The sequence below is a fragment of the Agrobacterium fabrum str. C58 genome, assembly GCF_000092025.1.
In the GTDB taxonomy this organism is placed as follows: Bacteria; Pseudomonadota; Alphaproteobacteria; order Rhizobiales; family Rhizobiaceae; genus Agrobacterium; species Agrobacterium fabrum.
The window spans coordinates 423,428-448,342 of the sequence record NC_003064.2 but is presented as its reverse complement, the minus strand read 5'-3'; the positions used below and the strand labels follow the sequence as shown (position 1 = coordinate 448,342).

The 24,915-nt window shown below is 56.9% G+C and carries 24 protein-coding genes and 2 pseudogenes; 9 read left to right on the top strand and 17 right to left on the bottom strand.

What is annotated here, in order from left to right; all coding sequences use genetic code 11:
• Positions 1 to 6: 6 nt before the first annotated feature.
• The gene (locus ATU_RS26055; protein ID WP_010974692.1) at positions 7 to 654 is read left to right on the top strand and encodes an SGNH/GDSL hydrolase family protein; all 648 of its coding nucleotides are present in this window, start codon (positions 7 to 9) and stop codon (positions 652 to 654) included.
• 23 nt (positions 655 to 677) lie between these two features.
• Here ATU_RS26055 and ATU_RS26050 read toward each other — a convergent pair whose 3' ends face one another.
• The 10 genes from ATU_RS26050 to ATU_RS26005 form a co-directional block, all read right to left on the bottom strand.
• The gene (locus ATU_RS26050; RefSeq protein WP_010974691.1) at positions 678 to 1,742 is read right to left on the bottom strand and encodes a lipocalin-like domain-containing protein; all 1,065 of its coding nucleotides are present in this window, start codon (positions 1,740 to 1,742) and stop codon (positions 678 to 680) included.
• Positions 1,732 to 4,140, bottom strand: coding sequence for an ABC transporter permease (locus tag ATU_RS26045; protein ID WP_010974690.1), 2,409 nt, complete (start codon positions 4,138 to 4,140; stop codon positions 1,732 to 1,734). The genes ATU_RS26050 and ATU_RS26045 overlap by 11 nt, the downstream gene beginning before the upstream one ends.
• The gene (locus ATU_RS26040) at positions 4,137 to 4,796 is read right to left on the bottom strand and encodes an ABC transporter ATP-binding protein (protein ID WP_010974689.1); all 660 of its coding nucleotides are present in this window, start codon (positions 4,794 to 4,796) and stop codon (positions 4,137 to 4,139) included. The genes ATU_RS26045 and ATU_RS26040 overlap by 4 nt, the downstream gene beginning before the upstream one ends.
• A gap of 639 nt (positions 4,797 to 5,435) precedes the next feature.
• Complete coding sequence (locus ATU_RS26035) at positions 5,436 to 5,735, bottom strand: DUF982 domain-containing protein (protein ID WP_010974687.1); 300 nt, start codon at positions 5,733 to 5,735, stop codon at positions 5,436 to 5,438.
• A 62-nt stretch (positions 5,736 to 5,797) separates the two neighbouring features.
• Entirely contained in the window at positions 5,798 to 6,274 is a 477-nt protein-coding gene (locus ATU_RS26030; RefSeq protein ID WP_006315810.1) for an Hsp20 family protein, read from the bottom strand.
• Positions 6,275 to 6,574: 300 nt separating this feature from the next.
• Entirely contained in the window at positions 6,575 to 6,835 is a 261-nt protein-coding gene (locus tag ATU_RS26025; protein WP_010974686.1) for a WGR domain-containing protein, read from the bottom strand.
• Between the two features lie 235 nt (positions 6,836 to 7,070).
• The gene (locus ATU_RS26020; protein ID WP_010974685.1) at positions 7,071 to 8,075 is read right to left on the bottom strand and encodes an NADP-dependent oxidoreductase; all 1,005 of its coding nucleotides are present in this window, start codon (positions 8,073 to 8,075) and stop codon (positions 7,071 to 7,073) included.
• Positions 8,076 to 8,106: 31 nt separating this feature from the next.
• Positions 8,107 to 9,009, bottom strand: a complete 903-nt coding sequence (locus ATU_RS26015; protein WP_010974684.1) for an alpha/beta fold hydrolase — start codon at positions 9,007 to 9,009, stop codon at positions 8,107 to 8,109.
• Positions 9,010 to 9,120: 111 nt separating this feature from the next.
• The gene (locus tag ATU_RS26010; RefSeq protein ID WP_006315813.1) at positions 9,121 to 10,215 is read right to left on the bottom strand and encodes an alkene reductase; all 1,095 of its coding nucleotides are present in this window, start codon (positions 10,213 to 10,215) and stop codon (positions 9,121 to 9,123) included.
• Positions 10,216 to 10,272: 57 nt separating this feature from the next.
• A complete protein-coding gene (locus tag ATU_RS26005; protein WP_010974683.1) occupies positions 10,273 to 11,061 on the bottom strand; it encodes an SDR family NAD(P)-dependent oxidoreductase in 789 nt (262 codons plus the stop codon).
• Between the two features lie 110 nt (positions 11,062 to 11,171).
• On the opposite strand from ATU_RS26005, the gene ATU_RS26000 reads away from it, so the two are divergent.
• Positions 11,172 to 11,720: a TetR/AcrR family transcriptional regulator gene (locus tag ATU_RS26000; RefSeq protein WP_010974682.1), complete on the top strand. Its 549-nt coding sequence runs from the start codon at positions 11,172 to 11,174 to the stop codon at positions 11,718 to 11,720.
• A gap of 98 nt (positions 11,721 to 11,818) precedes the next feature.
• Here the strand turns inward: ATU_RS26000 and ATU_RS25995 are convergent, their stop codons facing one another.
• Both ATU_RS25995 and ATU_RS25990 read right to left on the bottom strand, forming a co-directional pair.
• Positions 11,819 to 13,759: a methyl-accepting chemotaxis protein gene (locus ATU_RS25995; protein ID WP_006315817.1), complete on the bottom strand. Its 1,941-nt coding sequence runs from the start codon at positions 13,757 to 13,759 to the stop codon at positions 11,819 to 11,821.
• 177 nt (positions 13,760 to 13,936) lie between these two features.
• Positions 13,937 to 14,413, bottom strand: coding sequence for an ABC transporter substrate-binding protein (locus ATU_RS25990; protein ID WP_046033446.1), 477 nt, complete (start codon positions 14,411 to 14,413; stop codon positions 13,937 to 13,939).
• Between the two features lie 308 nt (positions 14,414 to 14,721).
• On the opposite strand from ATU_RS25990, the gene ATU_RS25985 reads away from it, so the two are divergent.
• Both ATU_RS25985 and ATU_RS25980 read left to right on the top strand, forming a co-directional pair.
• Entirely contained in the window at positions 14,722 to 14,952 is a 231-nt protein-coding gene (locus tag ATU_RS25985) for a BrnA antitoxin family protein (RefSeq protein ID WP_006315820.1), read from the top strand.
• Between the two features lie 565 nt (positions 14,953 to 15,517).
• A complete protein-coding gene (locus ATU_RS25980) occupies positions 15,518 to 16,105 on the top strand; it encodes a putative glycolipid-binding domain-containing protein (RefSeq protein ID WP_334314151.1) in 588 nt (195 codons plus the stop codon).
• 250 nt (positions 16,106 to 16,355) lie between these two features.
• On the opposite strand, the gene ATU_RS25975 is transcribed toward ATU_RS25980, so the two are convergent.
• On the bottom strand, positions 16,356 to 17,087 hold the full coding sequence (locus ATU_RS25975; RefSeq protein ID WP_006315822.1) for an SDR family NAD(P)-dependent oxidoreductase: 732 nt from the start codon (positions 17,085 to 17,087) through the stop codon (positions 16,356 to 16,358).
• Between the two features lie 81 nt (positions 17,088 to 17,168).
• Here ATU_RS25975 and ATU_RS25970 point away from each other — a divergent pair, with 81 nt between their 5' ends.
• Positions 17,169 to 17,561 (top strand): winged helix-turn-helix transcriptional regulator, encoded by a 393-nt coding sequence (locus ATU_RS25970; protein ID WP_006315823.1) that lies wholly within the window; start codon positions 17,169 to 17,171, stop codon positions 17,559 to 17,561.
• Positions 17,562 to 17,872: 311 nt separating this feature from the next.
• Here the strand turns inward: ATU_RS25970 and ATU_RS25965 are convergent, their stop codons facing one another.
• From ATU_RS25965 to ATU_RS25955, 4 genes and pseudogenes are all read right to left on the bottom strand, one after another.
• Positions 17,873 to 18,775 carry a sugar phosphate isomerase/epimerase family protein gene (locus ATU_RS25965; protein ID WP_006315824.1) on the bottom strand — a complete coding sequence of 301 codons (903 nt, stop codon included), beginning with the start codon at positions 18,773 to 18,775 and terminating at the stop codon, positions 17,873 to 17,875.
• Between the two features lie 107 nt (positions 18,776 to 18,882).
• Positions 18,883 to 18,990 (bottom strand): annotated as a pseudogene (locus tag ATU_RS26870) (rhizopine-binding protein); the annotation flags it as partial.
• A gap of 28 nt (positions 18,991 to 19,018) precedes the next feature.
• Positions 19,019 to 20,191 (bottom strand): Gfo/Idh/MocA family protein, encoded by a 1,173-nt coding sequence (locus ATU_RS25960; RefSeq protein WP_010974678.1) that lies wholly within the window; start codon positions 20,189 to 20,191, stop codon positions 19,019 to 19,021.
• A 19-nt stretch (positions 20,192 to 20,210) separates the two neighbouring features.
• Positions 20,211 to 21,134, bottom strand: a complete 924-nt coding sequence (locus tag ATU_RS25955) for a TIM barrel protein (protein ID WP_006315826.1) — start codon at positions 21,132 to 21,134, stop codon at positions 20,211 to 20,213.
• A 133-nt stretch (positions 21,135 to 21,267) separates the two neighbouring features.
• Here ATU_RS25955 and ATU_RS25950 point away from each other — a divergent pair, with 133 nt between their 5' ends.
• From ATU_RS25950 to ATU_RS25935, 4 genes and pseudogenes are all read left to right on the top strand, one after another.
• Positions 21,268 to 22,278 carry a LacI family DNA-binding transcriptional regulator gene (locus ATU_RS25950; RefSeq protein WP_010974677.1) on the top strand — a complete coding sequence of 337 codons (1,011 nt, stop codon included), beginning with the start codon at positions 21,268 to 21,270 and terminating at the stop codon, positions 22,276 to 22,278.
• Positions 22,279 to 23,189: 911 nt separating this feature from the next.
• Complete coding sequence (locus ATU_RS25945) at positions 23,190 to 23,579, top strand: hypothetical protein (protein WP_006315829.1); 390 nt, start codon at positions 23,190 to 23,192, stop codon at positions 23,577 to 23,579.
• A gap of 354 nt (positions 23,580 to 23,933) precedes the next feature.
• Entirely contained in the window at positions 23,934 to 24,332 is a 399-nt protein-coding gene (locus ATU_RS25940; RefSeq protein ID WP_006315830.1) for a hypothetical protein, read from the top strand.
• A 319-nt stretch (positions 24,333 to 24,651) separates the two neighbouring features.
• Positions 24,652 to 24,915: pseudogene (locus ATU_RS25935) on the top strand (LysR substrate-binding domain-containing protein); the annotation flags it as partial.

The window sequence follows — 24,915 nt, the reverse complement described above, 5'->3', positions numbered from 1 at the left end:
GTGATGATGTACGACTTTCCAGCCAGCATCGGCACCAACCGCTATGATAGTGATGTTGTTGCCGTCCTGACGCGACTCCAGCGCCTCGGGCTGCCGGACGATCCGATCGCATTCTACGGCTCCTCGTCGTTCCGACTGTGGAACTCGCTGGCCGAGGACCTGAACTCGCTCAACGTTGTCAATCTGGGGTTTGGCGGGGGAACATTTCTGTCCGCCATCCACTACATGGGCCAGCTTCTTGTGCCCCTGAAACCAAGACAAACGCTCCTCTATTTCGGTGAGAACGACATTGCGAGCGACGGACAAACGGCTGAGACGGCGTTTCGCCATTTCCAGACACTGATGAATCGCATTTCTGAAGGGCTGCCCCAAACGCGCTTATACATTCTTGCGATCAAACCCAGTCCAGCGCGCTGGATTTATCGCGACGAATTCGACCGTTTCAATCGATTGACGCAGGCTTGGTGTGAAAACCGATATAAGGTGACTTGGCTCGACCTGAGTGGCGACCTGCTCGGTGAGAACGGCTTGCCGATGTTTCGCTATTATCAGCCCGACCTCGTTCACCTCAATGCGGCCGGCTATGCGGTCTGGGCACAGTCTCTCAAGGCTGCTCTCGGCATGAGGCCATCGGTTGACAGGCCTGAACGTTAAAGAGCCAACCGGAAGTCGGGTTTTCAGTACCCCGTCATTTCCAGATAACCCCGCCCGCTGGTGGTTCCGCTAAACTCTATCGGCCCCTCCCAATAAGGCATCGAGGTTGCCATCCATGCCTGCTCATTGAGAGCCACTGTTTTGATATCAAGACCACGGCTCGGAATCTTCACGTTCCATTCCACCGGCATAACCCTGCCGTTCACAGTCGCGGTCCGCAATGGAGATAGCTGCACATCTGTCGGATTTATGGGTGATGTTTTGCCATCGGCCGAAATCCAGTTGGCGGAGATATATTCTCCTTGCTCTTCCCGCAACCGGAACGCCATGAGCTTTTCGCCGGATGCCAGATGGAGGGAAAACCAATCCCATCCCTTCTGGTTTGACGCCAGCGGCTGCGAAGACCATTCCCGATCGAGCCAGGCTTTGCCAGTTACCTCCTGGTTCTTACCGTCGAGACCGATAGTGCCGCTGACGTCGTAAAATGGCTGGGAATAATAATAGCTTGCCTGTCCGGCCGCCGATTTCACCGAAAAACCTCTCTCCCCCTGAAGAATCAAGGGCCCGCGGGCCTGAAGTTTCAGTTGATAATTGAAGTCCTCGCCGCCAGCGTTCAGATCAATTTGATCCAGCTGATCGGCGAGGCCGGTCGTTGCCGCCTTCATCTGCCAGTTGTCGATCCAGGCTTCGAACGGTTCGGCTTCGACAGCCGCCTGCCCAACGCCGCCCCGCGCCAGTCTTTCCGCAACATAATGGCGGCTCGCGGTCGTGACGGCGGCATGCCCCAGCCATATCTGCGGATCTGCCCATCCGGCGCGCCGACCCGGTTGAAGCGCCGAGCGAAAGAGCGTCCATTGGACGCCCAGTTGTTCGCCACCCGCTGTCTGCAGGTTTGCGGTAACATACCACCACTCAACCCTGAAATCTGGATGCGGGCCGTGGTCTCGTGGAAAAGTCGGAGCGACCCCTCTTTGGGGAATGCTAAAGCCCTCGGCGCTTGAACCGAGGCCGGCAAAACCCTGTCCAACGGCCACGGCAGGTGCGGGCAAGGACAAGGCGCAAAGAAGAAGGATGCGTTTAACGTTCATTGGCAAATACCCTCAACAGATCGGCCGGCGCTGTTTTTGCCAATTGACGCACCGGAATCAAAACGGAAATCACAGCAGCGAAGAGCGCGACGAGGCCGAGTTTCACCCATTCCCAGGGAAACAGGATCATCGGCAGGCGCCATCCGAATGCCTCCACATTGATGATCGTCAGCAGAACCCAGGCCAGAGCGAGGCCGACGGGAATGGCGGCAACGAAGGTAACGAACCATAATGTCAGCGCGCGAATAAATTCCAGCCACGCCAGATCGCGGCGGCGAAGCCCTAGCGCCCAGACAGGAGCGAGTTGCGGCAGCCGCAGCGAGGCAAGCGTCAAAAGACTGGAAAACATGGCAAAGCCGGCAACGGCAAGCGTCAGTATGTTCAGTGCGCCGGTCACCGCGAAAGTCTGTTCAAAAATGGCGGCGGACTGCCGTTTGAGTGAGGCCTGATCCACGATATTGTCTTGTGGCAGGCCAAAGTCGTCTATCAGACGTCGGCGAAAATCAGCCGTATCATCAGGTGCCACGCGAAGACCATAGCGCAGCTTTTCAACATCTGGATAGTGTTGATTAAGAGCATTGATACCGATAATCACCTGCCCCATCGGATTGCCGTAATCCGAAAAAATACCGACGACCGTGGCGCTCCAGCCGCCTGGCAAGATGATTTTCTGACCAAGCGAAGCATTTCCGCTTCTCCAGAACTGCTCGTTGACGAGCGCTCCGCGCCCGCTCGCAATTTCATCCCACGTTGTGGCAGAGCCAAGAATCAATGGCCAGTGATCTCTGTACGTAGGATCATCGGCGACACCGAAAATCTGAACCTGTGCCCCGGAGACTTCGCCACGGGTGCTCCAGATCGGGAGGACTGCCCTTGCGTGATCTGGAAACCATTTGCGCAGGCGGGCAGCTTCGGCCTCATCGCGTGCCGTTACGTAAACCTCCGCCGCAAGCCGCTGATCGAGCCACCTCAGAAACGTCTGCCGAAAACTGGAAACCATCGTGCCGACGCCGATGTTGGCCGATAGGGCAAGTAACAGTGCCATCAGCGCGAGAGAAAGCCCCGGCAACTGCTGCCTTGTGTCGGCAAAAAACCATCGTGCAAGCACATGCCGAGACGACCGTTCACCTGCCCTCAGAGCCAGGGCCAGCAGTGGGGGAAGAATAAATGCCGCGCCAAGCAGAAAGGCCGCAAGTATCGCAAATCCCGCCAGAAGCCCACTGCCGATCCAGATGAGCAGGCTGGACAACGCGATTAGAAATATCCCTGCGATCGCCTGAAGCACCAGACTTTTGACGGATGCCATGGTCCACCCCCGGCTATGTGCTGTCGACAATATCGGCATTCTCCAGACGCGATAAAGATGTTGCAGCGAAGAAAGCCACGTCCCGACCAATGCCATACCAAGACCAGTCAGCCACCACTCGGGGCGAATGGAAAGTGAGCCTGCAACACGCGCGCCATACAGGCCGCTCAACGTTGCCGCCACGCCGGGCAGAAGCGTGGAGGCCACAACGTAGCCCAGGACCACGCCGAGAGCGCCCGCCACGAGGGCGAAAAGCGTTATTTCGATAACGAGCATCGTCGTCAGCGAACTGAGCGGGATACCGAGCGACCGCAAGGTCCTGAACGTACCGCGCCTCTGCTCGAATGACAGTCCCGTTGCGGAATAAGCGATAAAAAGTCCCACCACGAAAGCCAGAAAGCCGAAGGCGGTGAGATTGAGGTGAAAACTGTCGGTGAGCCGAGCGACATCCGACCTCCCGCCGGCCTCTTTCAGGGACAGTTCGGGTGCGACGGTCGCAACCGCCTGAATGTCCAATTTTTGCGTTGGAGAAACGACGATGCGGCTGAGGTTTCCATTGCGGTGGAGAACGCGGTCGGCTGTGGAAATGTCGACAAAACCTGCTCCGTCGGGAATGTTCGCAGCCATTTTGATGGGAAGTCCTGAAGTGTCTTTCAACGTGCCGGCCGTAGCAGGCGATACGATCATCACGCCGGGTGCCGTCATGAAGTCTATTAGTCCGGATGGCTCCCCAACGGGTAGAACCCTTCCTTCCGATGGCATCGTCAACGGGTCGATCCCGATAAGCCTGATGCGCGTTGTACCAAACCTGTGTTCACCCTCGATGATTGGCGACACATCAAGGCCAGCCCGGCGGAGGCGTGCATAAGTGTTGGAGGAAATCGTGCTGCCGTCCTTAGCTACCAGTTGATCGAGCTGATTTTGCGCCAACACTGACGCAGCGCGGTCATAACTGGCGCGGGCTTCGGCATTGATGGCCTGCACGGCAGACCAAAGGGCGGTCGCGAGAGCCACTCCCACAAAAAGCGTGAAGAGTTGCAGGGGTCTATGGCGCCAATGCGAAAGCAATGCCTGAAACGCGGTACGGTTCATTGCGAAACTTTCCCGCCGGTGAGCGTAATACGCCGATCGAGTTTCGCCGCCAGCCGGCTTGAATGGGTGACAAGCAGAAGTGCGATCTTGGCTGATTTCGCCAGTTGCAGCATAATGTCGATGACGATGTCCGCGGTCGCTTCATCGAGATTGCCGGTCGGCTCGTCGGCAAGGATCAGTGGCGGCCTTGCTGCAAGTGTCCGCGCGATCGCAACCCGCTGCTGTTGCCCGCCGGAGAGTTGCTCGGGATAGCGACCGAGAAGCGCTGCAATTCCGAGCGCTTCGACCAGTGTCTTTTCCCAGGTTGGGTCACACCGGCCAGCGAGCTTTGCGTGGAAAGAAATATTGGATCCGACATCTAGGCTTGGGATGAGATTGAACTGCTGGAAGATCAAGCCGACATCACGACGGCGAAACAGTGCACGACCTCTATCGTCCAAATCGACGATATTGCGATCCCTCACCATGATGGTGCCACTGTCGGGGAGTTCAAGGCCCCCGACGAGGTGAAGGAGCGTGCTCTTTCCACTGCCGGACTCTCCCGTCAGGGCGAGGCTTTCGCCCGCATCGAGTGAAAGGCCGACTCCATTGAGCACGGGTATTGCGCCCTCAGCGGTCTCGTAGGTCTTTCTGATGTCGCAGATTGCCAGGATCATGGGGCGTCGCTCTAATTCATCTTATACGATCGGATGTGTCTGCAGGTTTCAATCAATCTCTCTCGAGGATGTTCCGGTGATGCGCTGCATAGGATAATCCGCATTCGGCCTCTGTTCGGGTAGATCGGTTGTGCTCCATTATTACCGCTGCGTGCGATGCAGTCACGCCGCTTCCAACTACAAAAATGCGCTCCACCCACTGAAAATAGAAAGGTACGAAAATTGCACCGGGCCACGATGCCGACACCTGATATTTTCGTCAGTGAACTGTCAGTGATGCAGGCCCGGCGCGGCCTCACGCAATGTAGTTTTCCGGGCCGGAGAGATCGATGATGGTTGAAACGAAAGATGGCGGCGGCGGCAGCAGCCCCACTGGCGGTGGGCGTGACAGCGGAGCATCATAATCGATGTCACGACGGGGCAGTAACGTCTGGGATCGCCGGCGCGCGCACGAACTCACGGCCCCAACCGGTCGTGTAAAAGTCTCGCGCCAAAGAAACACGCTCGTTTATTTTGTACAGTCAGTAAGAGCGATCCCGCGACACCAATTGACCGGCGAAAAAGTAGCTCGTTCGGCATTGGAACCGCGGGCTGATCTCTAGCAGCCCGCTCCCACATATTGCCCTTCGTCAATTTGCCTCAAGACACGCGCGGATCCTTGTCCCGGCGCGCGCGCGACGAGACGATGAAGTTCGTTTCCGGCGCCAACAGATCGTTCTTTTCAGCGAAGGCAAAAAACAGGCCGCGGGCAGTGTCTGCTTCGATTTCACCGCGCAACGCTGCGCCGCATGCCTTAAGCGCGACCGAATGCGCGTTATCTCTAAGGTCAGCCGGCCATTCGCTAAGATACCTGTAGGCATCCATCGCACTGCGCATCTCGGCTGGAAAGCCCAGGCCGACAAGAATAGACACAGGCTCTTTGAACATATCGGGTTTCATTGCTTTCTCCTTCCCAACCCGCAATGTTGACGGGCGTCGCAGCAACGGCGCCCTTGTTTCTGTTATGCAGCCTTCTTTTCTTCGATCCGCTCCGCAGGAGTTGAAGGCTCAAGCTTCAGCGCAGTCTCGATGGCGATTTTTCGTGGTCTCATTTCTTCCGGAACCTCGCGAACGAGATTTACGGAGAGGAGACCGTTTTTTAGCTCCGCTGCGCTTACCCTGACATGGTCGGCAAGTTCGAAGCGGTGTTCAAACGATCGCGCGGCGATGCCGCGGTGGAGATAGGCTTCAGTAGACGCCTCATGCTTCTGGCCAGTCACGGTCAGAAGGTTGGATTGGAATGTTATGTCCAGATCGTCCAGTGCAAAACCCGCCACCGCGATAGCGATCCTATAGCTGTCATCGCCGGTCTTGATGATGTCATAGGGCGGCCAGTCGCTGATCGAGCGGGCACGCTGTGCGTTTTCGAGAAGATTGAGCGCCCGATCGAAACCGATGCTGTTTCGAAACAGCGGTGCATAGTCATAGGATGTTGCCATAGCCATATCCTCCTTGAAGCAACATGGGTACGGAGCGCTGAAAGACGGCGCGTCCAACAAGGCCAGCCCCTGACCTCAGCGGCTGGCGGATATCGATTTGGTTTTGGGAATTCCAGATTCAAGGGTGTGCTGGAAAAAATTTGCAGGTCTTTAAGACGCGACGATACTGATCAGTAATCGCGGTACGTTTCGCTTCCGGACTGCGCTTAAATTGCAGCAGAGCTAAAGGACGAGCCGGCTCTTGGCCTCCGGGCAGCTATTTGGGAAAGCAGCGGTAGAGATTTTGGTTCGTCCGCGATATCAACCTCGGTCGCGACCAGTTGCAGGGCGATAGCCTCTCGAACGTTTTTGCCGGGTTAACGTAAGAAAAAGATCAACTGCTTCTTCTTCGCGCTCGAAGTGATGCATTTTGCTCTGCCCTCGCTTCCCGATACGTCCCCATGAGCGGGTAAGGCAGGCGTCTCCGAACAGTGTTGTCGTGATTTCCATGGCATAATAGCGGGCCATATTTTTCTTGCAGTCCGTGCGCTCGACGTAAAGGCGATAAGGCTGTGTAATCATGCCGACAGAATCCGAAATTCCGTAGCATCCGTCCAACGCAACTTATGAATCGGTCGGCTCCAACCGATTCATTCTAGTGAAGTGATCCATATGACTGTCTCAGCCGAGCTTTGCGTCGGGCGGCACAACCTGTTGCGCCTATAGGCGTCCCGGATCACTGCATCGCGACCAAGGTGGGTCTCGCGCCACTTTATCGTAGGCGTAATCCCGTATTTGTGGCCGACATTCCGTGTGGCTAGGATGCGTATGTAACCACAACCTTGCCCCTTGCCCGTCCGGTCTCGACATAGGCCAGGGCGTCGGGCGTCTGCGCAAATTGAAACACCTTGTCGACGACCGGACGGATGGTGCCGGCATCGATCAGTTCGGCGATCTCATGCAATTGCTGACCTTCGGCGCGCATGAACAGGAAAGAGTAATCGACACCGCGTCTGCTTGCCTTTTTCAGGACACCACGGCTCAGCATTCTGACGACAAAACGCAGGAGCGGATTCAGTTTCAACGATCTGGCAAAGGCAACATCCGGCGGACCGGAGATCGAAATGAGCTTTCCGCCCGGTCTCAGCACGTTCAACGACTTTTCCAGCGTCTTGGCATCCTGGCTGTTCAGGACGAGATCGTAGCCGGACAGCACCTGTTCGAAGTCCTGCGTCTTGTAGTCGATCACCACATCTGCGCCGAGGCTTTTGACCAGTTCGGCATTCGCGGCGCTGGTGGTCGTGGCCACGGTAGCGCCGAGATGCTTGGCAAGCTGGATGGCGAAGGTGCCGACACCGCCGGAACCGGCCTGGATGAAAACCTTCTGGCCGGACTTGACCTTGCCAACCTCGATAAGCGCCTGCCAGGCAGTCAGTCCGACGAGCGGGATCGACGCTGCCTGCTCCATGGACAGGCTCGTTGGCTTCAGCGCAAGGTCTGCGGCATCGACCGCAATCATTTCTGCGAAGGTTCCGACCCGGTGATCACGCGGGCGAGCGAAAACCTCGTCGCCTGTCTTGAACTGCCGTACATTCGCGCCGACGCGGATGACCGTTCCGGCCAGATCATGACCGAGAATGAAGGGAGGACGATAGGGCAGGAACAGCTTGAATTCCCCGTCGCGCACCTTGGAGTCGAGAAGATTGATGGCAGTGGCATGGATGCGAACCAGCACATCATTGGCGCCGATGACCGGATTGGGCATGTCGGCCAGACGCAGCGGGCCCTTCTTCTTGTACTTGTCGACGACGAAGGCTTTCACGGGCTTTCTCCAGTGTGAAACGTTTATCAGGTCAGGTAGCGAGGAAAGCCAGGGCTTTCGGCACAAACTCGGCATGGTATTGGAAGATCCCGCCATGGCCCGCATCCTCGTAGATCACCAGCTCGGCATTCGGGATGCGCCGGGCGATATCGCGGCTATTAGATGTCGGCACCATGATGTCATTGTCCCCGTTGGCAACGAGGACGGGAATGTGGATGCGCCCCAGATCCTGAGGTGCCTGACGACCCCAGGCCTTGATCGCCGCAAGCTGGCGCAGGAATGCGTACGGTGTCGCTCCTTTGTCGCGCCCCATCTTGCGCTCTTTCAGGCGCGCGAGGAAGTCCTTCGCTGCCCGGCGACCGTTGGTAGTCGAGGTGAAAAACAGGTAGGTCTTTGGATCACGAAGCGTCAAAATGCCCTTCAGAATCAATGGCCAGGAGACGGCTCCGACCCGCTCAATACCTGCACCTCCCGCAGGGCCCGTACCCGTCAGGATCAGCTTGCGCACCAGGTCGGGGGTTTTCAGTGCAATATCCTGGGCCACGAAGCCGCCCAGCGAAAAACCCATCAGATCAACGGTGGAGAAGCCCAGCTTGCCGATAACGGCGATCACGTCGCGGGCCATTTCATCGATAGTCACGGGGGCCGTTCCGCCGGAAAGGCCGATCCCCCTATAGTCGAGTACAACGATATGATGCGAGGATGCGAGTCCGTCGACAATCCGGGGGTCGAAGTTGTCCAGCACCGCGCCCCAGTGATTGAGCAGGACTAGCGGGGTGCCGCCGTGAGGACCAAGCTCGCGATAGGCAAAGCGGATGTTGCCTGCCGTAACAAAGCGGTTGGGCGCGTCGCGGTAGAAATTCGTAGATGTCGTCGTCATGGATGCGTCGGTCGCGGGTGCAGACGTCTGTCCATTTGATGCGAGGGTCGCCATAGCTGTTTTCTCGATCTGGCATGCGGTATCCGGCCGCGCTGCCTTGGAAATTTCAGGGATTGATGATCACTCGACTATTGTGGGCCGCACCGAGGCACGGCCCGTGACTGTTCAACTGCCGGAAGCCTCGTTGAAGCGGGGATAATCCGTGTAGCCCTCAGCACCGCCGCCATAGATGGTGGCAGGATCGATCTCAGCCAGCGGAGCGCCGCTCTGCAACCGTTTCACCAAATCCGGATTGGCAATGAACGGACGACCGAAAGCGATGAGATCCGCCTTGCCCTCGGCTATATGCGTCGCTGCCAGCTCAAGATCGTAGCCATTATTGGCTATATAGGTCTTGGAGAAGCGGCGGCGCAACGATCCATAATCGAAGGGTGCGACGTCGCGCGGGCCGCCCGTCGCACCTTCAACGACATGGATATAGGCGACGCCGAGCGCATCGAGCTGATCGACGATATAGTCATACTGCGCCTGGGCATCGCTACAGGAGATACCGTTGGCGGGCGAGACTGGCGAGATCCTGATACCAGTGCGCGCAGGCCCGATTTCCTGCGCCACCGCAGCGGTGACTTCCAGCATCAGACGCGCGCGGTTTTCCACGGAGCCACCATAGGCATCGGTGCGGACATTTGCACCGTCCTTGGCAAACTGCTCCAGGAGATAGCCATTCGCCCCGTGAATTTCGACCCCATCGAAACCGGCATCGATGGCATTGGCGGCAGCCTTGCGGAAGTCGTTGACGATGCCGGCGAGTTCCTCAATCTCGAGTGCACGGGGCTCGGATACATCGACGAAGGCATTGTTGACAAAGGTCTTGGTCGCGGCGCGAATGGCGGACGGCGCGACTGGCTGGCCACCATTGGGCTGGAGGTCGATATGGCTGATGCGGCCAACATGCCACAGCTGCAGCACGATGCGTCCGCCTTTTTCGTGCACGGCTGCGGTCACCTTGCGCCAGCCGTCGATCTGCGCCCGGGTGTAGATGCCGGGTGTGTCCTGATAGCCTTGTCCCTGCTGCGAAATCTGGGTGGCTTCGGAGATGATCAGCCCTGCGGAAGCGCGCTGGGTGTAATACTCGGCGGTCAGATCGCCGGGCACGAAACCCGCCCCTGCCCGGTTGCGGGTGAGCGGGGCCATGACGATCCGGTTTGAAAGGCTGATAGCGCCGAGGGCGTAGGGTTCGAAAAGTGTCTTGTCAGTCATGATTTACCTATACTGTTGCCGCAGAAGCGGCCATCTATCGGGACGCATTCGCGCTCTTCAGGCACGGTTGCGGTAACGTTCGCCAGGCAGTGCATTGCCGAAGTTGGCCATCATGGTCTTCCGGGCGAGATCGAATGCCTCCCACTGGCCGGCGTCCGGAAGCGGCGGGATGGTGACCGGCTCGCGGCGGTCGAACCCGACCAGGGCCGCATCCACGAGATCGCCTACTTCCATGACGTTGTTCAGGGTGTTGACGTCGGCACCGACGTGATCCCATATCTCGGTCCGGGTCGTCGCGGGAAGCACAGCCTGGACGTAGACGCCCTTCGGTCCGAGTTCGTGCGCAAGCCCCTGCGACAGGAACAGAACAAAAGCCTTGGTCGCGCCGTAAACCGTCATGCCGAACTCGGGCGCGAGGCCAACGACCGAACCGATATTGACGATTGCTCCCTCGCCGGCCTTGGCAAGACGCGGAGCAATGGCACCGGCAAGCCGGACGAGCGCGGTCGCGTTGAGCGCAACGAGCCTGGTCATGTCATCGACGCTCTGGTCGACAAAGGTTCCGCCGATGGCCGTTCCTGCATTGTTGACGAGAATGCCAATGCGCTCATCGTCACGCAGCCTGGTTTCGACCTTTACAAGATCCGTCGCCTGGGTGAGATCGGCCGGTAGAATATCGATCCTTACACCGGTTTCCTGGCTCAGACGACTCGCGAGCGCCTCCATGCGCGCCATGTCTCGGGCGACCAACACGAGATCATGTCCGCGTCGGGCGAACCGCTCGGCATAGGTGGCGCCAATGCCCGTGGAGGCGCCGGTAATCAGGACTGCGGAAATTTGGCTCATCGGATTGCTCTTTTCTCTGCTTGAACCTATATTCATGACGATCATCATGATTGATTTAAATATGATGATCGTCATATAAAAGTCAACGGGCGTTGCGGAGAATTTTGAAAATGAAGGTCAGCCGAGAACAGATGGCCGAGAACAGACGCCGGATCCTGGACGTCGCCAGCCGGTTGTTTAAAGACAAGGGGTTCGAGGCGGTCAGCGTCGCTGAAGTGATGAAGGCGGCCGGCATGACCCATGGCGGGTTCTACGGGCACTTCACCTCAAAGGACGATCTGGTGGCGCAGACGCTGGCGCACGCACTTGCGGCGGACAGTGACGGAGATGGCGAGTTCAGCGATTTTGTCCGATCCTATCTCGCGCCTCGCCACCGCGACAATCCGGGCAATGGCTGCCCGACGGCAGGTCTGGCCGCCGCCATTCGTCACCAGACGCCCGCAGCGAAAGCCGCCATGGCCGAAGGTCTGCGCGCACAGATCGCGCGGATTGAGAAAGCACTCCCGGCGCAGGACCCAGCCGACGGGCGCCGTACAGCGATCGGAAGCTGGGCGGCAATGGTGGGGGCAGTCATCCTCGCGAGGGCGGTCGACGACCCTGAATTGTCTGACGAAGTTCTCATACAGACGCGTGCTTGGATCGATAGCCGCACCGGATAGATCGGGTAGTTCCGAGCACCTGATCCGGTAAGGGACCAAAGTCTGCTTCCTGAAGGAAGCGGGTTGCTCCGGAGCATGAAGGCTCCGGAGCAGGTTCGTCAGAATTCCTCCCAGCTACCTTGTGTAGCGCCGAAAGCTCCTGCGACCCTTCGTGCCTTCGGCCTGCCGACAGCGACATCAGAGGACTGGGTTGCCACCGCGGCCATTGCATGTGCCGACTTGCGGAGCGCAGCAGATTGCGCCGACGCCATCCCGGTCAGATTAAATTGCGAAAGCTGCGCCGTGAGCGAAGCCGCCTCTTTTGCAAGATTGTGGCTGGCGGCAGTCGATTGCTCGACCATCGCCGCATTCTGCTGTGTGCCCTGATCCATCGCGTTTACGGCGGTATTGATCTCCTGGAGACCAATCGACTGTTCTCGGGCCGCTTCAACGATCGCGCTGACGTGCCGGTTAATTTCCTGAACTTCCGCCGAGATGTTTTCCAACGACCTGCCTGCATCTCCCACCAGGTTGACGCCAGCCTGCACATGGCCACCGGAGCCCTGTATAAGTGTCTTGATTTCTTTTGCGGCAATAGCCGAGCGTTGGGCAAGCTCGCGCACTTCCTGAGCGACCACCGCAAAGCCCTTCCCTGCTTCGCCGGCTCGAGCTGCCTCGACACCGGCGTTCAGCGCCAGGAGGTTCGTCTGGAACGCAATCTCATCAATCACGCCGATGATGTTGCTGATCTCCGTGGACGACTTCTCGATCGCCTGCATGGCGGCAACAGCATTGCGAACGACCTGACCCGATTGTTCGGCTCCCTGTCGAGCGCGCGCCACCAGAGCGCCAGCCTCTTCTGCGCGCCGTGCGGAGTCTTTTACCGCTGTAGTAATCTGTTCGAGAGCGGCAGCCGTTTCTTCCACGGATGCGGCCTGCTGCTCCGTTCGTTTTGATAGATCGTCAGCTGCGGCGCGAATTTCGTTGGCGCCGGCGTCGATCCCGTGAGCATTCTGACCCACCTGAAGCAGCGTGTCTTCAAGCTTTGCGAGCGAAGCGTTGAAATTCTCTCGCAGCCGATCTAGCTGTGTCACGAAGGGTACGTTTATGCGATAGGCGACATTGCCCCGGGACAGCTCTTCCAGTCCAGTTGCCAGACCATCCACGGCAAACTGCGTATCTGCAGCCTCGCGCGCTTTCTGCGCCTCACGCTCAAGCCGCTCTTTGTCAGATAGCGACCGGTTAGCGTCTGCCTCCTGCTCCAGTCGCATCCGTTCGATAGCGTTGTCTCGAAACACAGCCACTGCTTTGGCCATCTCTCCAACTTCGTCACGCCGATCGACCCCCTTGACCGGCGCTTCGCTATGACCTGCAGCGAGCGACAGCATACGTTCGCGAAGAGCAGCGATTGGACCCGTAATGCCGCGTGAGATAAGAAGGAGCGTCAGCGCGATGCCCACAGTGAAGACAGTGCCAACGACAGCCAGACTGTAGAAGATTGTGTTTCTCGTTTCCACGCCAAGCGCCGCCGCCTTGTCGGCTATAGTCTTGGAGTAGGTGTTGATCCAGCCGCGCATTTTCGGCAACGCCACCGCGACCTTCTCATCGGCCTGGGCGAGAAGCTGCTTTGCTTCTGTATTACGGTCTGCCGCTCCGGCCTCAATTGCCCTGTCTGTGATGCTAAAGATTTCCTTTGCGTCCGTTTCAAAGGCGGCGAAGCTGCTTACTTCGCTCGGCAGCAAACCTCTGGAATCGCTGACAAGGTCGAGAAATCGTTTCGTGCTTTGTTTGTAATCTTCCTGCGCTGCCATCAGACCGGTTGTCCCCGGGTCATAGGCAAATACCTGGTAGGCATCGTAGACGACAGCGACCAACCTCTGGCTGGCGATAGCCATATTGATTTCGGCAGCGGTTTCGTTGGAAATAAAGTCCGAGTATGTCTCGCCAGATGAACTGTAATTCTTCGCGATGAGAATGTCACCGCCAATGCCGACGAGGCAAAGGGGAAGTATCAGGGAAAGGATTTTAGTGCGGATACGGGCATGCTGAAGGAATGACATCGGGGGCTCCCCCTCAAATTTATGCGGGGACTGAGCAAGACAATCATCGTCTTGGTCGCGCGCGGGGCGTGTCAGCTAGATCGCTGTAATAAAAGTTATATAACAAATTTGTTATTTTACCGTTAAACTTTAATTAACTTTTTGGTTGAGCCTATCATCAAATACAAATCTTGATTGTTATAAGCCGCACTCATTTCTGTGCTTGATATCACAACCGAATATTGTGCGGGCGTTCGCACTGGAAATCATACGATAGGTCGCGTGCTCCCAGGTCACTTTCTTGCCCCACCAATCCGGATTACGCTCAAGACCAACCTCGATGCCCTGCTTGAATGTCGTGAGGCGGAACGCGCCGGTGGCAATCGCGGCCTTGCCTGAATTATAGTCTGCGGTGTCTACCCGCTCGCCCGCGTGGCGTGACACAATGGCAATATTTGCGAGATCGCCCGGAAGCGTCGGTGCTGGTGCCTTTGTGTTGATGATGACGGCACTGTTGCCGTCCGCCTCGACGCTTGCAAGATTGCGCATGAAACCGCCGAAGCCACCGGGACTGTTCGGCACGCTGCCAGCACGACCAAGCGTGAAAATCACATCATCAGAAGTGAAGGGCTGGCCATCGTGCGACTTGACGCCCTCACGCAGGCTAGACGCCATTTCGTTTCTGAAACGGATCCCACTTCGTTGCCAAGCCTTCAACCAGTTGACCCTCGGCGGTGCGCTCCGTCAATCGGTCGAAAATCTGCATTGCAATCGAGTTGTTGGGCGAGGCATACAATACCTCTCCTCGCCGCTTGTCCACAATTGCGACGACGGCGAGGTCACCGCCGATCTACGGGGTTATCTCGGCGAATATTTACGATCACGTCCTTGGTTATTGGACGTGAAATAAAAGCCCTTTAAGACGAAGGACATCGAACCGATCGACTGCGCAATTCAAGCGCACGACACAAGAGGAATTGGCCATGACAACACCCCGACGACCGTCCAATCCTAAAGACGCAGCTGAGGCGCTGTTCAAACCGGCAAAGAAGGTCGCAGCGCCAGCCGTTGAACGGCCTGCAATCCCCAACACCAAGGAGCTCGTATCATTGAAGATCGACAGCGATGTCCTCTCGCATTTTCAGGCGGACGGTCCAGGCTGGCAAGATCGCATCAACGATGCCTTGCGAGCCGCAATGAATGTGTCCAATTAAGCTCTTGAGCGGACTCGAACTCTCGGCATCATATGAAGCAAATTAACCGCCTGGCTTTCGGAGTGAAGGACGACCTGTTCTCCAAACGGAAGTTCAATTTCTTCGCGGTATCTTTTGCGCCCTCGAGCAGGACCGTGTTGAGCCGCTCGGCATCTTGTGCCGACGGTGACAGAAAGCGAGATGTTCGTTGATGGGGGAGCCGCACAAGTGTGAACGACAACAGAACCTGCCCCGAGCTTTCCTGCTTGGGGCTTTTGCTGGTTTCTGGGGATGCACATGTTGAGTTTTGCTGTGATGTAAATTGCCGAGAGCGATGGGGTTTCAGCTCTAATTGTTTCAATTTTTTATATGATTTACGCGCACTCAGACTCTACAGCTATTTATCGATATGGGTTTACTCCGCACGGGACCATAAAGCCGCACGCCCACCGCACTATGGAATTCAAACGCCATACACATCCTCGCTCAGTCCGATCTGGCTGCCGGCCGCTTTTGGCGCTGAGCGGCAGATGCTTCCCGGCGCTTTACGGTCGTTCATCCCCACCATAATGTTCATGTTGCGCTCATGTTTGCGGAAGGGACGTCGATGGCTGTCGTTCGGTGGAAGGACTGGGAAGGTCACGGGCTTGAGCACTGCCTGTACAGTGAAAGCGATGATGGTCTTGTTCTCGAAGGGGTTGTGGCTGGAACTCGGCACGGGGCGTATGGCGGTTACTACTATGTTCTCACCGACACCAACTTTCAGACGCGCGAGGTTCGGGTCGTATATGTCGGCGGCCCAAGCCTGCACGTAGAATCCGATGGTCGCGGAAACTGGCGTGACGTGATCAGAAACAGGCCCTTGCCGAATCTGACTGGCTGCATCGACGTCGACATCGGCATCACACCTGCGACCAACACGCTTCCAATCAAGCGCCTGAAACTTCAGGCGCAGGAAAGCAGCGACATTGTGGTCGCCTACGTCCCGCTTCCAGATCAGATTGACGGTGATTTTCTGCCCCAGCGGGCAGAACAGCGCTACACTTGCCTGACGCCAAATCGGCGCTATCGCTATGAGGGCCTGTTCCGCGCTTTCACAGCAGAGCTTGAGGTTGATGATGCCGGTCTCGTGCTTGATTACCCTCAGACGTTCCGAAGAGCTGTCATCGAATGACCGCTTCGTCCGCATGACGGGCTTCGGCCCATAGCTGTCATCCGCTGATCGAATTATCATTCTTCATCGAATGAAGAGGACGTTTCACGGCAGATGCACTGGCTGGTCGAGAACCGAGGCGCTAACATAATCGTCCTCGGTGTTCGGTACCTTTTTTCGATGTTGAACGGCTTCACATTAAAGTCGGTCTGTCATCGAGCGTTTGCTGTACCCGACCTGCTCAGATCGGGTACATCGTTTCGACTTAACCTCAGACCTGCCGCAAGCCGCCGTCGACGCACAATTCAGCACCAGCGATGTAACTCGCGTCATCGCTCAATAAGAACAAGGCGGCTGCAGCCACTTCGGAAGGCCGCGCCATCCGCCCCATCGGGATAGGAGCGACAATGGCCGCGCGCATGTCTGGCTGAACCGCAGCCATCATTTCTGTATCTGTAGGGCCGGGTGCAACGACGTTGACGCGGATGCCGACGGATGCGAGCTCTGCCGTCCAGGTTCGGGCATAGGAACGCACGGCTGCCTTGGTAGCAGCGTAGGTTCCGTAGGAAGCGTAGCCGCCACTATCAGCAATGGATCCGACAAGGACGACTGACCCGCCTTCCGTCATTGCAGGCAGAGCCGCCTGGAAGCCGAAGACCATCCCGCGGACGTTGACGTCGAAGTGGCGGTCGAAATGTTCAGGAGTTATCTCGGCGATCTGCGCAGGCTCAGAAAGACCCGCATTCAAGACGAGCGCGTCGATACGGCCGTGTGCCTTTCGCACTTTTTCGACAGTCGCCACCATATCTTCGGGGATCGCGGCATCGGCGGCGATACCGATCGCGCCATGACCAATAGCCGTTGCTGCCTTTTCGGCATCTTCGCTTCGACGACTGGTGATGAAGACCTTCGCCCCTTCCTCTGAAAGCCGCTCTGCAATTGCCAAGCCGATACCCTTGGCACCCCCGACGACCAGGGCAACCTTGCTACTCATTTGAGCCATCGTAAATCCTTTCAATTGATGGTCTCGCCATGATATACGTTATATATCTGGTATCAATTACGCACCTGAAGTAACCTAGATATGGATGAGTATACTGACCTTGAAGCACTTTCTCAGTGCGCCCTTAACGACATGGCGCGGGTTCGCCCGGTGCTCGACAAGATCGCGGACAAATGGACAATCCTGATCTTGACGGTGATCTGTCCCAGGCCCTCGCGCTTCAACGAGATCAAGCGCCGGCTCGACGGGATCACACACAAGGCTTTGGCCGATGCTTTGAAGAGGCTCGAGCGGAACGGCCTTGTAACAAGGACCGTCCTGCCAACGCAGCCTGTGGGCGTGGAATATGCCATCACGCCGCTGGGCCACTCGCTGCGGGAGCCGTTTGAAGCACTTTGTTCATGGGCCGCGGCCAACGGCAGCAAGATCGAGGCGGCTACGCTACGCTATGACGACGGGGGAAATCGCCGCTGACAATGTTGCTTATAACCGCTTGTGGCGCCAAGCCGCCACGATACCAGGTGGCCAGATCGGAAACCTCTAGCAGGCGAAGATTGCTATAACTGTCGGGTTTGAGCCGGCAGCTTATCTCACAGCTCGTGACTGGTCTGACAGAGAAGACCACCGAGCTTCCAGTCCTCACCGGGCCCTCGGCGGTCTCGAGCTCGCCATCTTACGCCGGATGCTGAAGGCATTCCCACCTAAAGCGTGCGCTATCTGTCATGTTTAGCGCCGGCGCCAAAATCCGCGATGATATTGCTGGTGCGTGTGAAGCGCGTCCGCGCTTATTTGGGCCAATATTTCTCGATGTAGCGGTTCATCTCCGACAGCATGAACTTGCCGGAGTGATCGGCCCTGTCTTCCCAAGCGAAGACGCAGGCCGTCATGGTCCCGTCAAAACCGATCTCCGCCAGAGTGCCGAAGAAATCGTCCCACGGAACCTCTCCCTGGCCAATATTCAGGTGCTGATGCACACGAGCCTGCGTTCCGGGTGGGTTCAGGATGTAGCGCAGGCCGGAGCTTGCCTTGTGATTGAACGTGTCGCCGACATGCACGTGAGCGAGAACATCCTTTGCCTCGCGCAGCATCGCCTTGGTATCATCGCCGAAGTAGAATGTGTGCGGCGCGCAATAGAGGAACTTCACATTCTTTGAGTTCACAGTTCTGATGATATCCAGAGCCGGCTGCAGTGTCTCGCACCAGTCTTCAGGATGCGGTTCGATATTAAGCTGGATGTTTTCACGTTCAAACACCGGCACCAACTCCTCCATCGAGCGCCACCAGGCATCCTCGCAGGCCTCGATCATCGATCCCGTGTGGCAGCAATAGCAGCTTCCCTTGTCGGGATGCGGTCCACGGCCGAACTCGGAGTTCATAGTGTCGATTTCCATCTCGACGGCAATTTCAATAGCACGCTTCCAGTGCTTCACGGCCGCCTTGCGCTCCGTCTCATCGTTCGATGCCCAACGATACATGGGGAGAAGCGAAGCGATCTTGACGTTCTCAGCCGCCAGCGCCTTCTTGAACTCCTTCATGCGCTGCGGGAACACGCGCGGCGCCTTGAACCATTCGAGAAAATCGGCGCGTGGGCTCATCTCGATCCAGTCGTAGCCAAGCTCGCGCACCTTGCGCGGCAGTTCCTCAAGGCTCAAGTGACGATGCATGAACGGGTCTATTGCGATACGCATTTCTGCCTCCGGGTGAATATGTGTTGAGGTTGCGCTTTCTGGCGCGGTCTTAGCGGTTGCGGGCCTATGGAGGTGTGGCCCGCAACCAGAGGCTGCCTACGTCGCGTAAGCTCCTTGGAGTAGTCGATCATGCCGTTGCGTAGAACGGTCAGAAAGTTGTCGTCGAACAAGCCTATCGACAAACCGATGTTCTTGGCACGTGCAGTTCCAGCCATCAGACGACCATCGTACCCTGTTATCCAATCACTGATAATCAACCCAGACTCCGCCGAGGTCGGCGGACCGCACGCAATTTTCTACCCAACGAACGCCTTCCACCCCTGCCTCGACCCCCGGATACCGAAGGTTGGCAAGGCGTTCGCCATCGTTTTCGTTGCGCGCTTCCATGGCGATGGCGAAGCGGTCGTAAAGGTTCGCCCACGCCTCGAAGAGACCCTCCGGGTGACCTGCACCAATACGATCGTCGGCAAGCGCCTTTGCATGCAGATAGCCCATGCCACGCTCCAGGATGCGCACTGGTTCGCCTTGAATCTCAAATCGAAGCTGGTTCGGCTGCTCGTCCCACCATTCGATCGAAGCCTTCGAGCCAACGATGCGAACCTTCTGTCCGTGCATGGAACCCGCATTGATAGCACTTGACCAGACCGTGCCAAATGCCCCGTTGTCGTATTCCATCAATGTCATGGCGTTGTCCTCAAGCGGCGCGCGCGTCTTGATGAAGCTTTGCCGGGCGCAAAGAAGTCGCTTGATATGAAGATCAGGTAGAATGACCTCGGAAATATAGAGCGGATGTGTTCCGATATCGCCAAGCACATAGCTTGGTCCTGCGAACCGTGGATCTACTCGCCACCGTGTGGCTGGGTTCTGGAGTTCGACAGCCTCGTTGTGGAAGCCATGAGCGAATTGAAGATTGACGAGCCGGATTTCGCCCAGTTCGCCTGCCGCCACAAGTTCCCGTGCATGCTCAATCACCTGATGCCCGCTATAGCCATAGGTCACGCCGACAATACGACCGCGCTCCTCTGCGATACGTTTGAGATCCTCGGCTTCGGCGACTGTGAAGCAGAGCGGCTTTTCGCACACGACATGCAATCCGCTTTCAAGGGCGGCCTTTGTGATTTCGTAATGGGTGTTGTTGGGCGTCGCGATCGATACCGCCTCTATTCCATCTGGACGCTTTGCTTCCTCCGCGAAAAGCGTCCGCCAGTCCGCGTAGCATCGAGCCTCGTCCAATCCCAGCTCCACGCCGAAGGCACGGCCACGTTCCGCATCGATATCGAAGGCGCCGGCAACGAGATCGAAGTAGCGATCACGAAGCGCGGCACTGCGGTGAATGTAGCCAATCTGGCTGCCGCGGCCGCCGCCCACCATGGCCCAGCGAAGAGGTCGTTTCGTTTGACGAGTTCCGTAAATCATAAATTTCTGTCCCGGATTGTTAGAATCCAGCCGATTTGAGATAGTCGCGGCTGAGTTTCACATCGGCGAGGCTACCGCCGGCATTGCGAGGATCACGCTCTTGCTCCACCGTGATGAAGCCTTCATAGCCAAGCTCATCGAGAAGAGCCCGGATTGCCGGATAGTCGATGCAGCCGTTTCCAATCGGGCACATCACGCCTTGCCCGCAAGCTTCGAAGAAACGGATGTGTTCGCCCATGATGCGGTCGAAAACCGCCTTGTCGATATCCTTGAAGTGGATGTAGTCGAGGCGGTCGGCGTACTTGCGTAGAGTTTCGACAGGGTCCATTCCGGCATACCAGGTATGGCCGGTGTCGAGGCAAAAGCCTGCGACTTCCTGTGGAATGTCGGCGGCGAGACGGGCAATCTCGTCCTCGAATTCAATATAGCCACCGGCATGCGGATGAATGGTGGCACGAACACCATATTTGTCGCGGGCAAGCTCGGATATGGCCCGTATGTTGTTCATCATGCCGGCCCACGCGGCGTCATCGAGCCGCGGCGCTCTGTCGGAATGACCAGCTGCATAATCGCGCTCGTCGTGTCCCCAGTCCATCACGGTCAGATAGGGCGCGGAAAAGCGCTGGCCTGCGGATTTGGGCGGCCTTGGCAGGCGGGTGATCAGGGAGCAGATCTCGTCGGTCTGTCGCAGAAGGCTGTCGCGGTTTTCCGAAGCTACAAGGTCATTGAAGATCGTTCCGGCCACGATATAGAGCCCTCGGCTCGTTAAGGCCGAAGAAACCAGGTCGGTGTCCAGAGGCACGTAGCCATAGGGGCCAAGCTCCATTCCGCCGTATCCGGCAGCCTTGACCTCATCGAACACAAGCTCCCATGGTGGCAGGTTCGGATTGCGCACGTCATCGACGCCCCAGCAACACGGTGCCGTGGTGACTGTAATATTCATGATGTTCTGGTCCTTCCCTGGCGCCGCTCACCTTGTGGGCGACCCTCCTCGACGCAGAGATGTAGCTTGAGATATTCGGTTTACAAAGTTCGATTTTGATGGGATTCCATCAGAATGAGCGGTGGAGAGGCAGATGGTTGCACGAAAGGTGAGCATTACGGATGTAGCGAAAGCAGCAGGCGTCTCGACTGCCACAGTCGATAGGGTTTTGAACAACCGCGGAGGGGTGCGCGCTGATAAAGAAGACCTCGTTCTGGCTACGGCGCGCGCGCTTGGTATTGATCGGGCGTTAGACCGGACGCCCTCTCGTGCCCTGCGCGTCGCGGTCCTCATGCAGCCTCCGGTCAATCCATTTCATGCAGCGTTGAGAGAAGGCATTGATCTAGCCGGGAGAATGTACACAGCGCTGAATGTGCAGTTCTTCGTCCACCACATTGATCCCCGCAAGCCCGCGGCTATTGCCGCAGCCGTCCGCGATTGTCGCTCATACGACGGTCTCGTCATCACGAGCCCTGACGATATTCGCATCAGGGAAGCCGTAGCGGTGCTGTCCCGCAAGATGCCTGTCGTGACCCTGGCGACTGACCTGACGGATTGCGGACGCGCTGCCTACGTTGGACCGGACGATCGGCAAGCGGGCCGCGTAGCCGGAGACCTGATGGGACTTTTCCTGCGGGAGGGCGGGCGGGTGATCGTGATCGCCGGGTCGCGCGACATCACCGGCCACCGGGAAAGAGAGGAAGGCTTTCGCGCCGTCCTGACCGAACGCTATCCAGAGTGCAGCCTTGCTGCGGTTCTTGAGACGGGGGAAAATCAGGAGGAAGCAGGCAGAGTGGTGGAGATTGCGTTCCACGACGATCCCGCCCTGCGCGGCATATATCACCTGTCCGCCGGTGCGGTGCCGATCGTGAGCACCCTTCAACGCCTTGGGCGGATTGATGATACGGTGGTCATCACGCACGAACTCACTCCTGATCGACGAATGCTTCTGAAATCCAGGAAGATCAACGCGGTCATCGACCAAAAACCGCTCTTGGAGGCGCGACTTGCCGTCGAGACAATCTCGAAACTCCTTGGCCGCTTACCGGGGGATGGACTTTCTATCGCCACCGACATTCAGATCTTTCTGTCTGAAAATGCGTAGCGAAGGATCAGAACCGCAGAAGACTTTGCATCGATCTCCATTGTGAAAGCTGCTGGAAAGAGTGCTCTTGAGCTGCATCGCATGACGACGGCGCAATGTCCAAATCGACGCTCCTGAAGGGATGCAAGGCGCCGAACCCATTGTTAATTCGCTTGTAATGCTTTGAATCTCTCCCGCTCCGCGATTACCTACCCTGAGATGTCCGCTTCGGGCTGGTATATTGACCGCCTCACGGCCGAAATGAAGGCGCGAAGCTGATGGCACTTCCTCGGTCGGCCCTGGCGTAAAAGAAAGTGATATGCACTTTCGACCATGTAGTGACGAGACAAAGGCTCACCGCGATCGTGAAAATAGGCCCAAGCCAAGGGAACAAACCGGACAAAAATTCCGTTGCTCGTTGCGATTATTTCTTTGGAGGCAGGTCATGAAACTCAAGCTGGCTTTAAGTGTGATTCTAAGCGTCACGTTCACGGCAGCAGTCGCGGAAGCGCGGACGCAATTGCATCTTTACGGTGCCGTCCCAGTGGCAGGTGACCCCGTCCTCGAGGACGCTTATCGTGCAGCATTCGATAGATGCAGTTTCGACTACTACTCATACGACCACGTCGGTTTCTATCGAGGCGCATATGGCTCTCCCGAGATGCGCAGTTGCATGTATACCAAGGGTTTTATCCTGGAAAATGGTGTGCCTTTCGCATATCCCGTGAGGAAGGCAACGTACCTTTCAAGGTAACAGGAATTCAAATTATATTAGAGTGAAGCTTCTGATAGTCGCCTTATCGATCGGGGTCGACCTGGCACCTTTACGATCCGCTCCTAATTGAGGCGAAGCCATTTTGGGCCTGCTGGTTCACTAGCGTATTGAAAATCGCGTTTGGAATATCGATTTTCAGGGTAACCTGGAGGTCGGAATGATCTACATTCTTTTCGCGCTATGCGCGCTTGTCACAACATTCTTTGCTTGTCGGTACTACGCCGCCAGGACTTTACTTGCCGAACACGATATCGACAAAGCTATCGCACGGAGATTTGCGTCGAGTGGGAAGGCCATCGAGCTGGCGAAACTTCGAGAGGAGAACGCCGTGATCCGAAATCTTTTGCTCGACCTTCTGGAAAACGAAGCGGCTTTTCCGGTCCAGCAGGCAAATTTCTCGAAGGATGATTTATCCAGGATGAAAGCTGCCAAGATCCAGAGGTATCGCGAGATACTAGCCGAAAGCCGGCATGTCTTGCAGCAGCGTGAAGCCATGACCGTTTTCGAACACTCCAGCTCATTAAAGGGGGGCGAGCGCAGGATGTAAGGTTCAAAACTGCCCAGCGTAAAACTTCAAGAAACCGCTCAGCGGGCATAACCGTTGAGAACCTGTGACCAGCAACATCTGCTATCGGCCTATTGTGCTCATTTATGAGATCTCGTCCGGCATTTGAACGATGCGACGCCGGGTGATAGAGCTTCCGTTGGCCACAGATGGCGATACCAGCGATCCAGATCCTCGGAGTTTTGCAGGGGGCAACCGCCTGAAAGAACTGATCTTGCGTGAACTCCATCTGGAACTCTCCACGCGTTTTGAATATCAGGATAATGCATCACCTATCACCACAAATGGCGCGAAGCGCAAGACCGCAGTTGCATGGAAGCTGACAAAGGAACTCGGATGTCGATCAATGTACAGAGAACAATCCCTGCTGCGCGAATGCGCCAGTTTCATCAGATGGTTGATCGGTGGCTTGAAGAAGGTCCGATCAAGCTCGCAACAAATGCAACGATAACCGCAATGGATAATGCCGGCATTCCGAAGGCCGAACAGGCGGCGATCATCGAGGACCGGGATATCATCATGAAATACAATATGCGCCTCGGTGTGATCAGCGAGATATTCGGCCCGGCCATCGATAACGCGGTGGGGTCATACCGGTCAGGAAGTGAAGCTAAGGATGAGATCGCTCGGTTGATTGTGACCGCAATCGGTATCCGCCAGAACGATGACAGTGAACTGATCACATTCACCTTCACGACTCAAAACGAGGCAGATGCATTTGCCGAATCCACCTGAGATCATCGCTTCGAGCGTTGATGTCAGGCACCCCACGCCCTGTTGGGGCCATTCATATTCCATCGGTCCTTTCCGTACATTTGCAGTGTGAGCCATTGAGGACGCCGGATGGATGAACGGAGTAATCGTCCGCGAGGCAGGATGGATGTTATCCATAGATGAGGAAATGGGACGGTTACCATCAACGGGATGGCAGGAACGACGATGCAACATGAATAGCCCCCGAGTTGCGTAGACACCATCGGGTTAGATTTTTTGCTGCTTCTCGAACTCGACGGGCGACAGCAGCCCGATCCTGAGTGTTTGCGTTTCGGGTAGAAACACGGTCCAGATCGACGTTAAGGGTTCGATAACTCTCGACGAACCGAGCCTTGTTAGAATAGCAACTCAAAAGGGCATTGGTCTTGGGTATGTTATGGAACCGGATGTTCGTGATGACATCGCGGCCGGCCGGCTCGTGCGCGTCCTTGAAGACTGGACACCCTCTCTCATCCGATTGGCATTGTATTACCCCGGCAGGCAGAATCCACCCGCTGCCGTCAGTGCCTTCATCAAAGCTGCTCGCCATTTCTCCAACGGCTGA

Coding starts and splice junctions, on each gene's coding strand:
- ATU_RS26055 (WP_010974692.1), top strand. CDS start 7: ATGTACGACTTTCCAGCCAGCATCGGCACCAACCGCTATGATAGTGAT.
- ATU_RS26050 (WP_010974691.1), bottom strand. CDS start 1,742: ATGAACGTTAAACGCATCCTTCTTCTTTGCGCCTTGTCCTTGCCCGCA.
- ATU_RS26045 (WP_010974690.1), bottom strand. CDS start 4,140: ATGAACCGTACCGCGTTTCAGGCATTGCTTTCGCATTGGCGCCATAGA.
- ATU_RS26040 (WP_010974689.1), bottom strand. CDS start 4,796: ATGATCCTGGCAATCTGCGACATCAGAAAGACCTACGAGACCGCTGAG.
- ATU_RS26035 (WP_010974687.1), bottom strand. CDS start 5,735: ATGAAACCCGATATGTTCAAAGAGCCTGTGTCTATTCTTGTCGGCCTG.
- ATU_RS26030 (WP_006315810.1), bottom strand. CDS start 6,274: ATGGCAACATCCTATGACTATGCACCGCTGTTTCGAAACAGCATCGGT.
- ATU_RS26025 (WP_010974686.1), bottom strand. CDS start 6,835: ATGATTACACAGCCTTATCGCCTTTACGTCGAGCGCACGGACTGCAAG.
- ATU_RS26015 (WP_010974684.1), bottom strand. CDS start 9,009: ATGGCGACCCTCGCATCAAATGGACAGACGTCTGCACCCGCGACCGAC.
- ATU_RS26010 (WP_006315813.1), bottom strand. CDS start 10,215: ATGACTGACAAGACACTTTTCGAACCCTACGCCCTCGGCGCTATCAGC.
- ATU_RS26005 (WP_010974683.1), bottom strand. CDS start 11,061: ATGAGCCAAATTTCCGCAGTCCTGATTACCGGCGCCTCCACGGGCATT.
- ATU_RS26000 (WP_010974682.1), top strand. CDS start 11,172: ATGAAGGTCAGCCGAGAACAGATGGCCGAGAACAGACGCCGGATCCTG.
- ATU_RS25995 (WP_006315817.1), bottom strand. CDS start 13,759: ATGTCATTCCTTCAGCATGCCCGTATCCGCACTAAAATCCTTTCCCTG.
- ATU_RS25990 (WP_046033446.1), bottom strand. CDS start 14,413: ATGGCGTCTAGCCTGCGTGAGGGCGTCAAGTCGCACGATGGCCAGCCC.
- ATU_RS25985 (WP_006315820.1), top strand. CDS start 14,722: ATGACAACACCCCGACGACCGTCCAATCCTAAAGACGCAGCTGAGGCG.
- ATU_RS25980 (WP_334314151.1), top strand. CDS start 15,518: ATGTTTGCGGAAGGGACGTCGATGGCTGTCGTTCGGTGGAAGGACTGG.
- ATU_RS25975 (WP_006315822.1), bottom strand. CDS start 17,087: ATGGCTCAAATGAGTAGCAAGGTTGCCCTGGTCGTCGGGGGTGCCAAG.
- ATU_RS25970 (WP_006315823.1), top strand. CDS start 17,169: ATGGATGAGTATACTGACCTTGAAGCACTTTCTCAGTGCGCCCTTAAC.
- ATU_RS25965 (WP_006315824.1), bottom strand. CDS start 18,775: ATGCGTATCGCAATAGACCCGTTCATGCATCGTCACTTGAGCCTTGAG.
- ATU_RS25960 (WP_010974678.1), bottom strand. CDS start 20,191: ATGATTTACGGAACTCGTCAAACGAAACGACCTCTTCGCTGGGCCATG.
- ATU_RS25955 (WP_006315826.1), bottom strand. CDS start 21,134: ATGAATATTACAGTCACCACGGCACCGTGTTGCTGGGGCGTCGATGAC.
- ATU_RS25950 (WP_010974677.1), top strand. CDS start 21,268: ATGGTTGCACGAAAGGTGAGCATTACGGATGTAGCGAAAGCAGCAGGC.
- ATU_RS25945 (WP_006315829.1), top strand. CDS start 23,190: ATGATCTACATTCTTTTCGCGCTATGCGCGCTTGTCACAACATTCTTT.
- ATU_RS25940 (WP_006315830.1), top strand. CDS start 23,934: ATGTCGATCAATGTACAGAGAACAATCCCTGCTGCGCGAATGCGCCAG.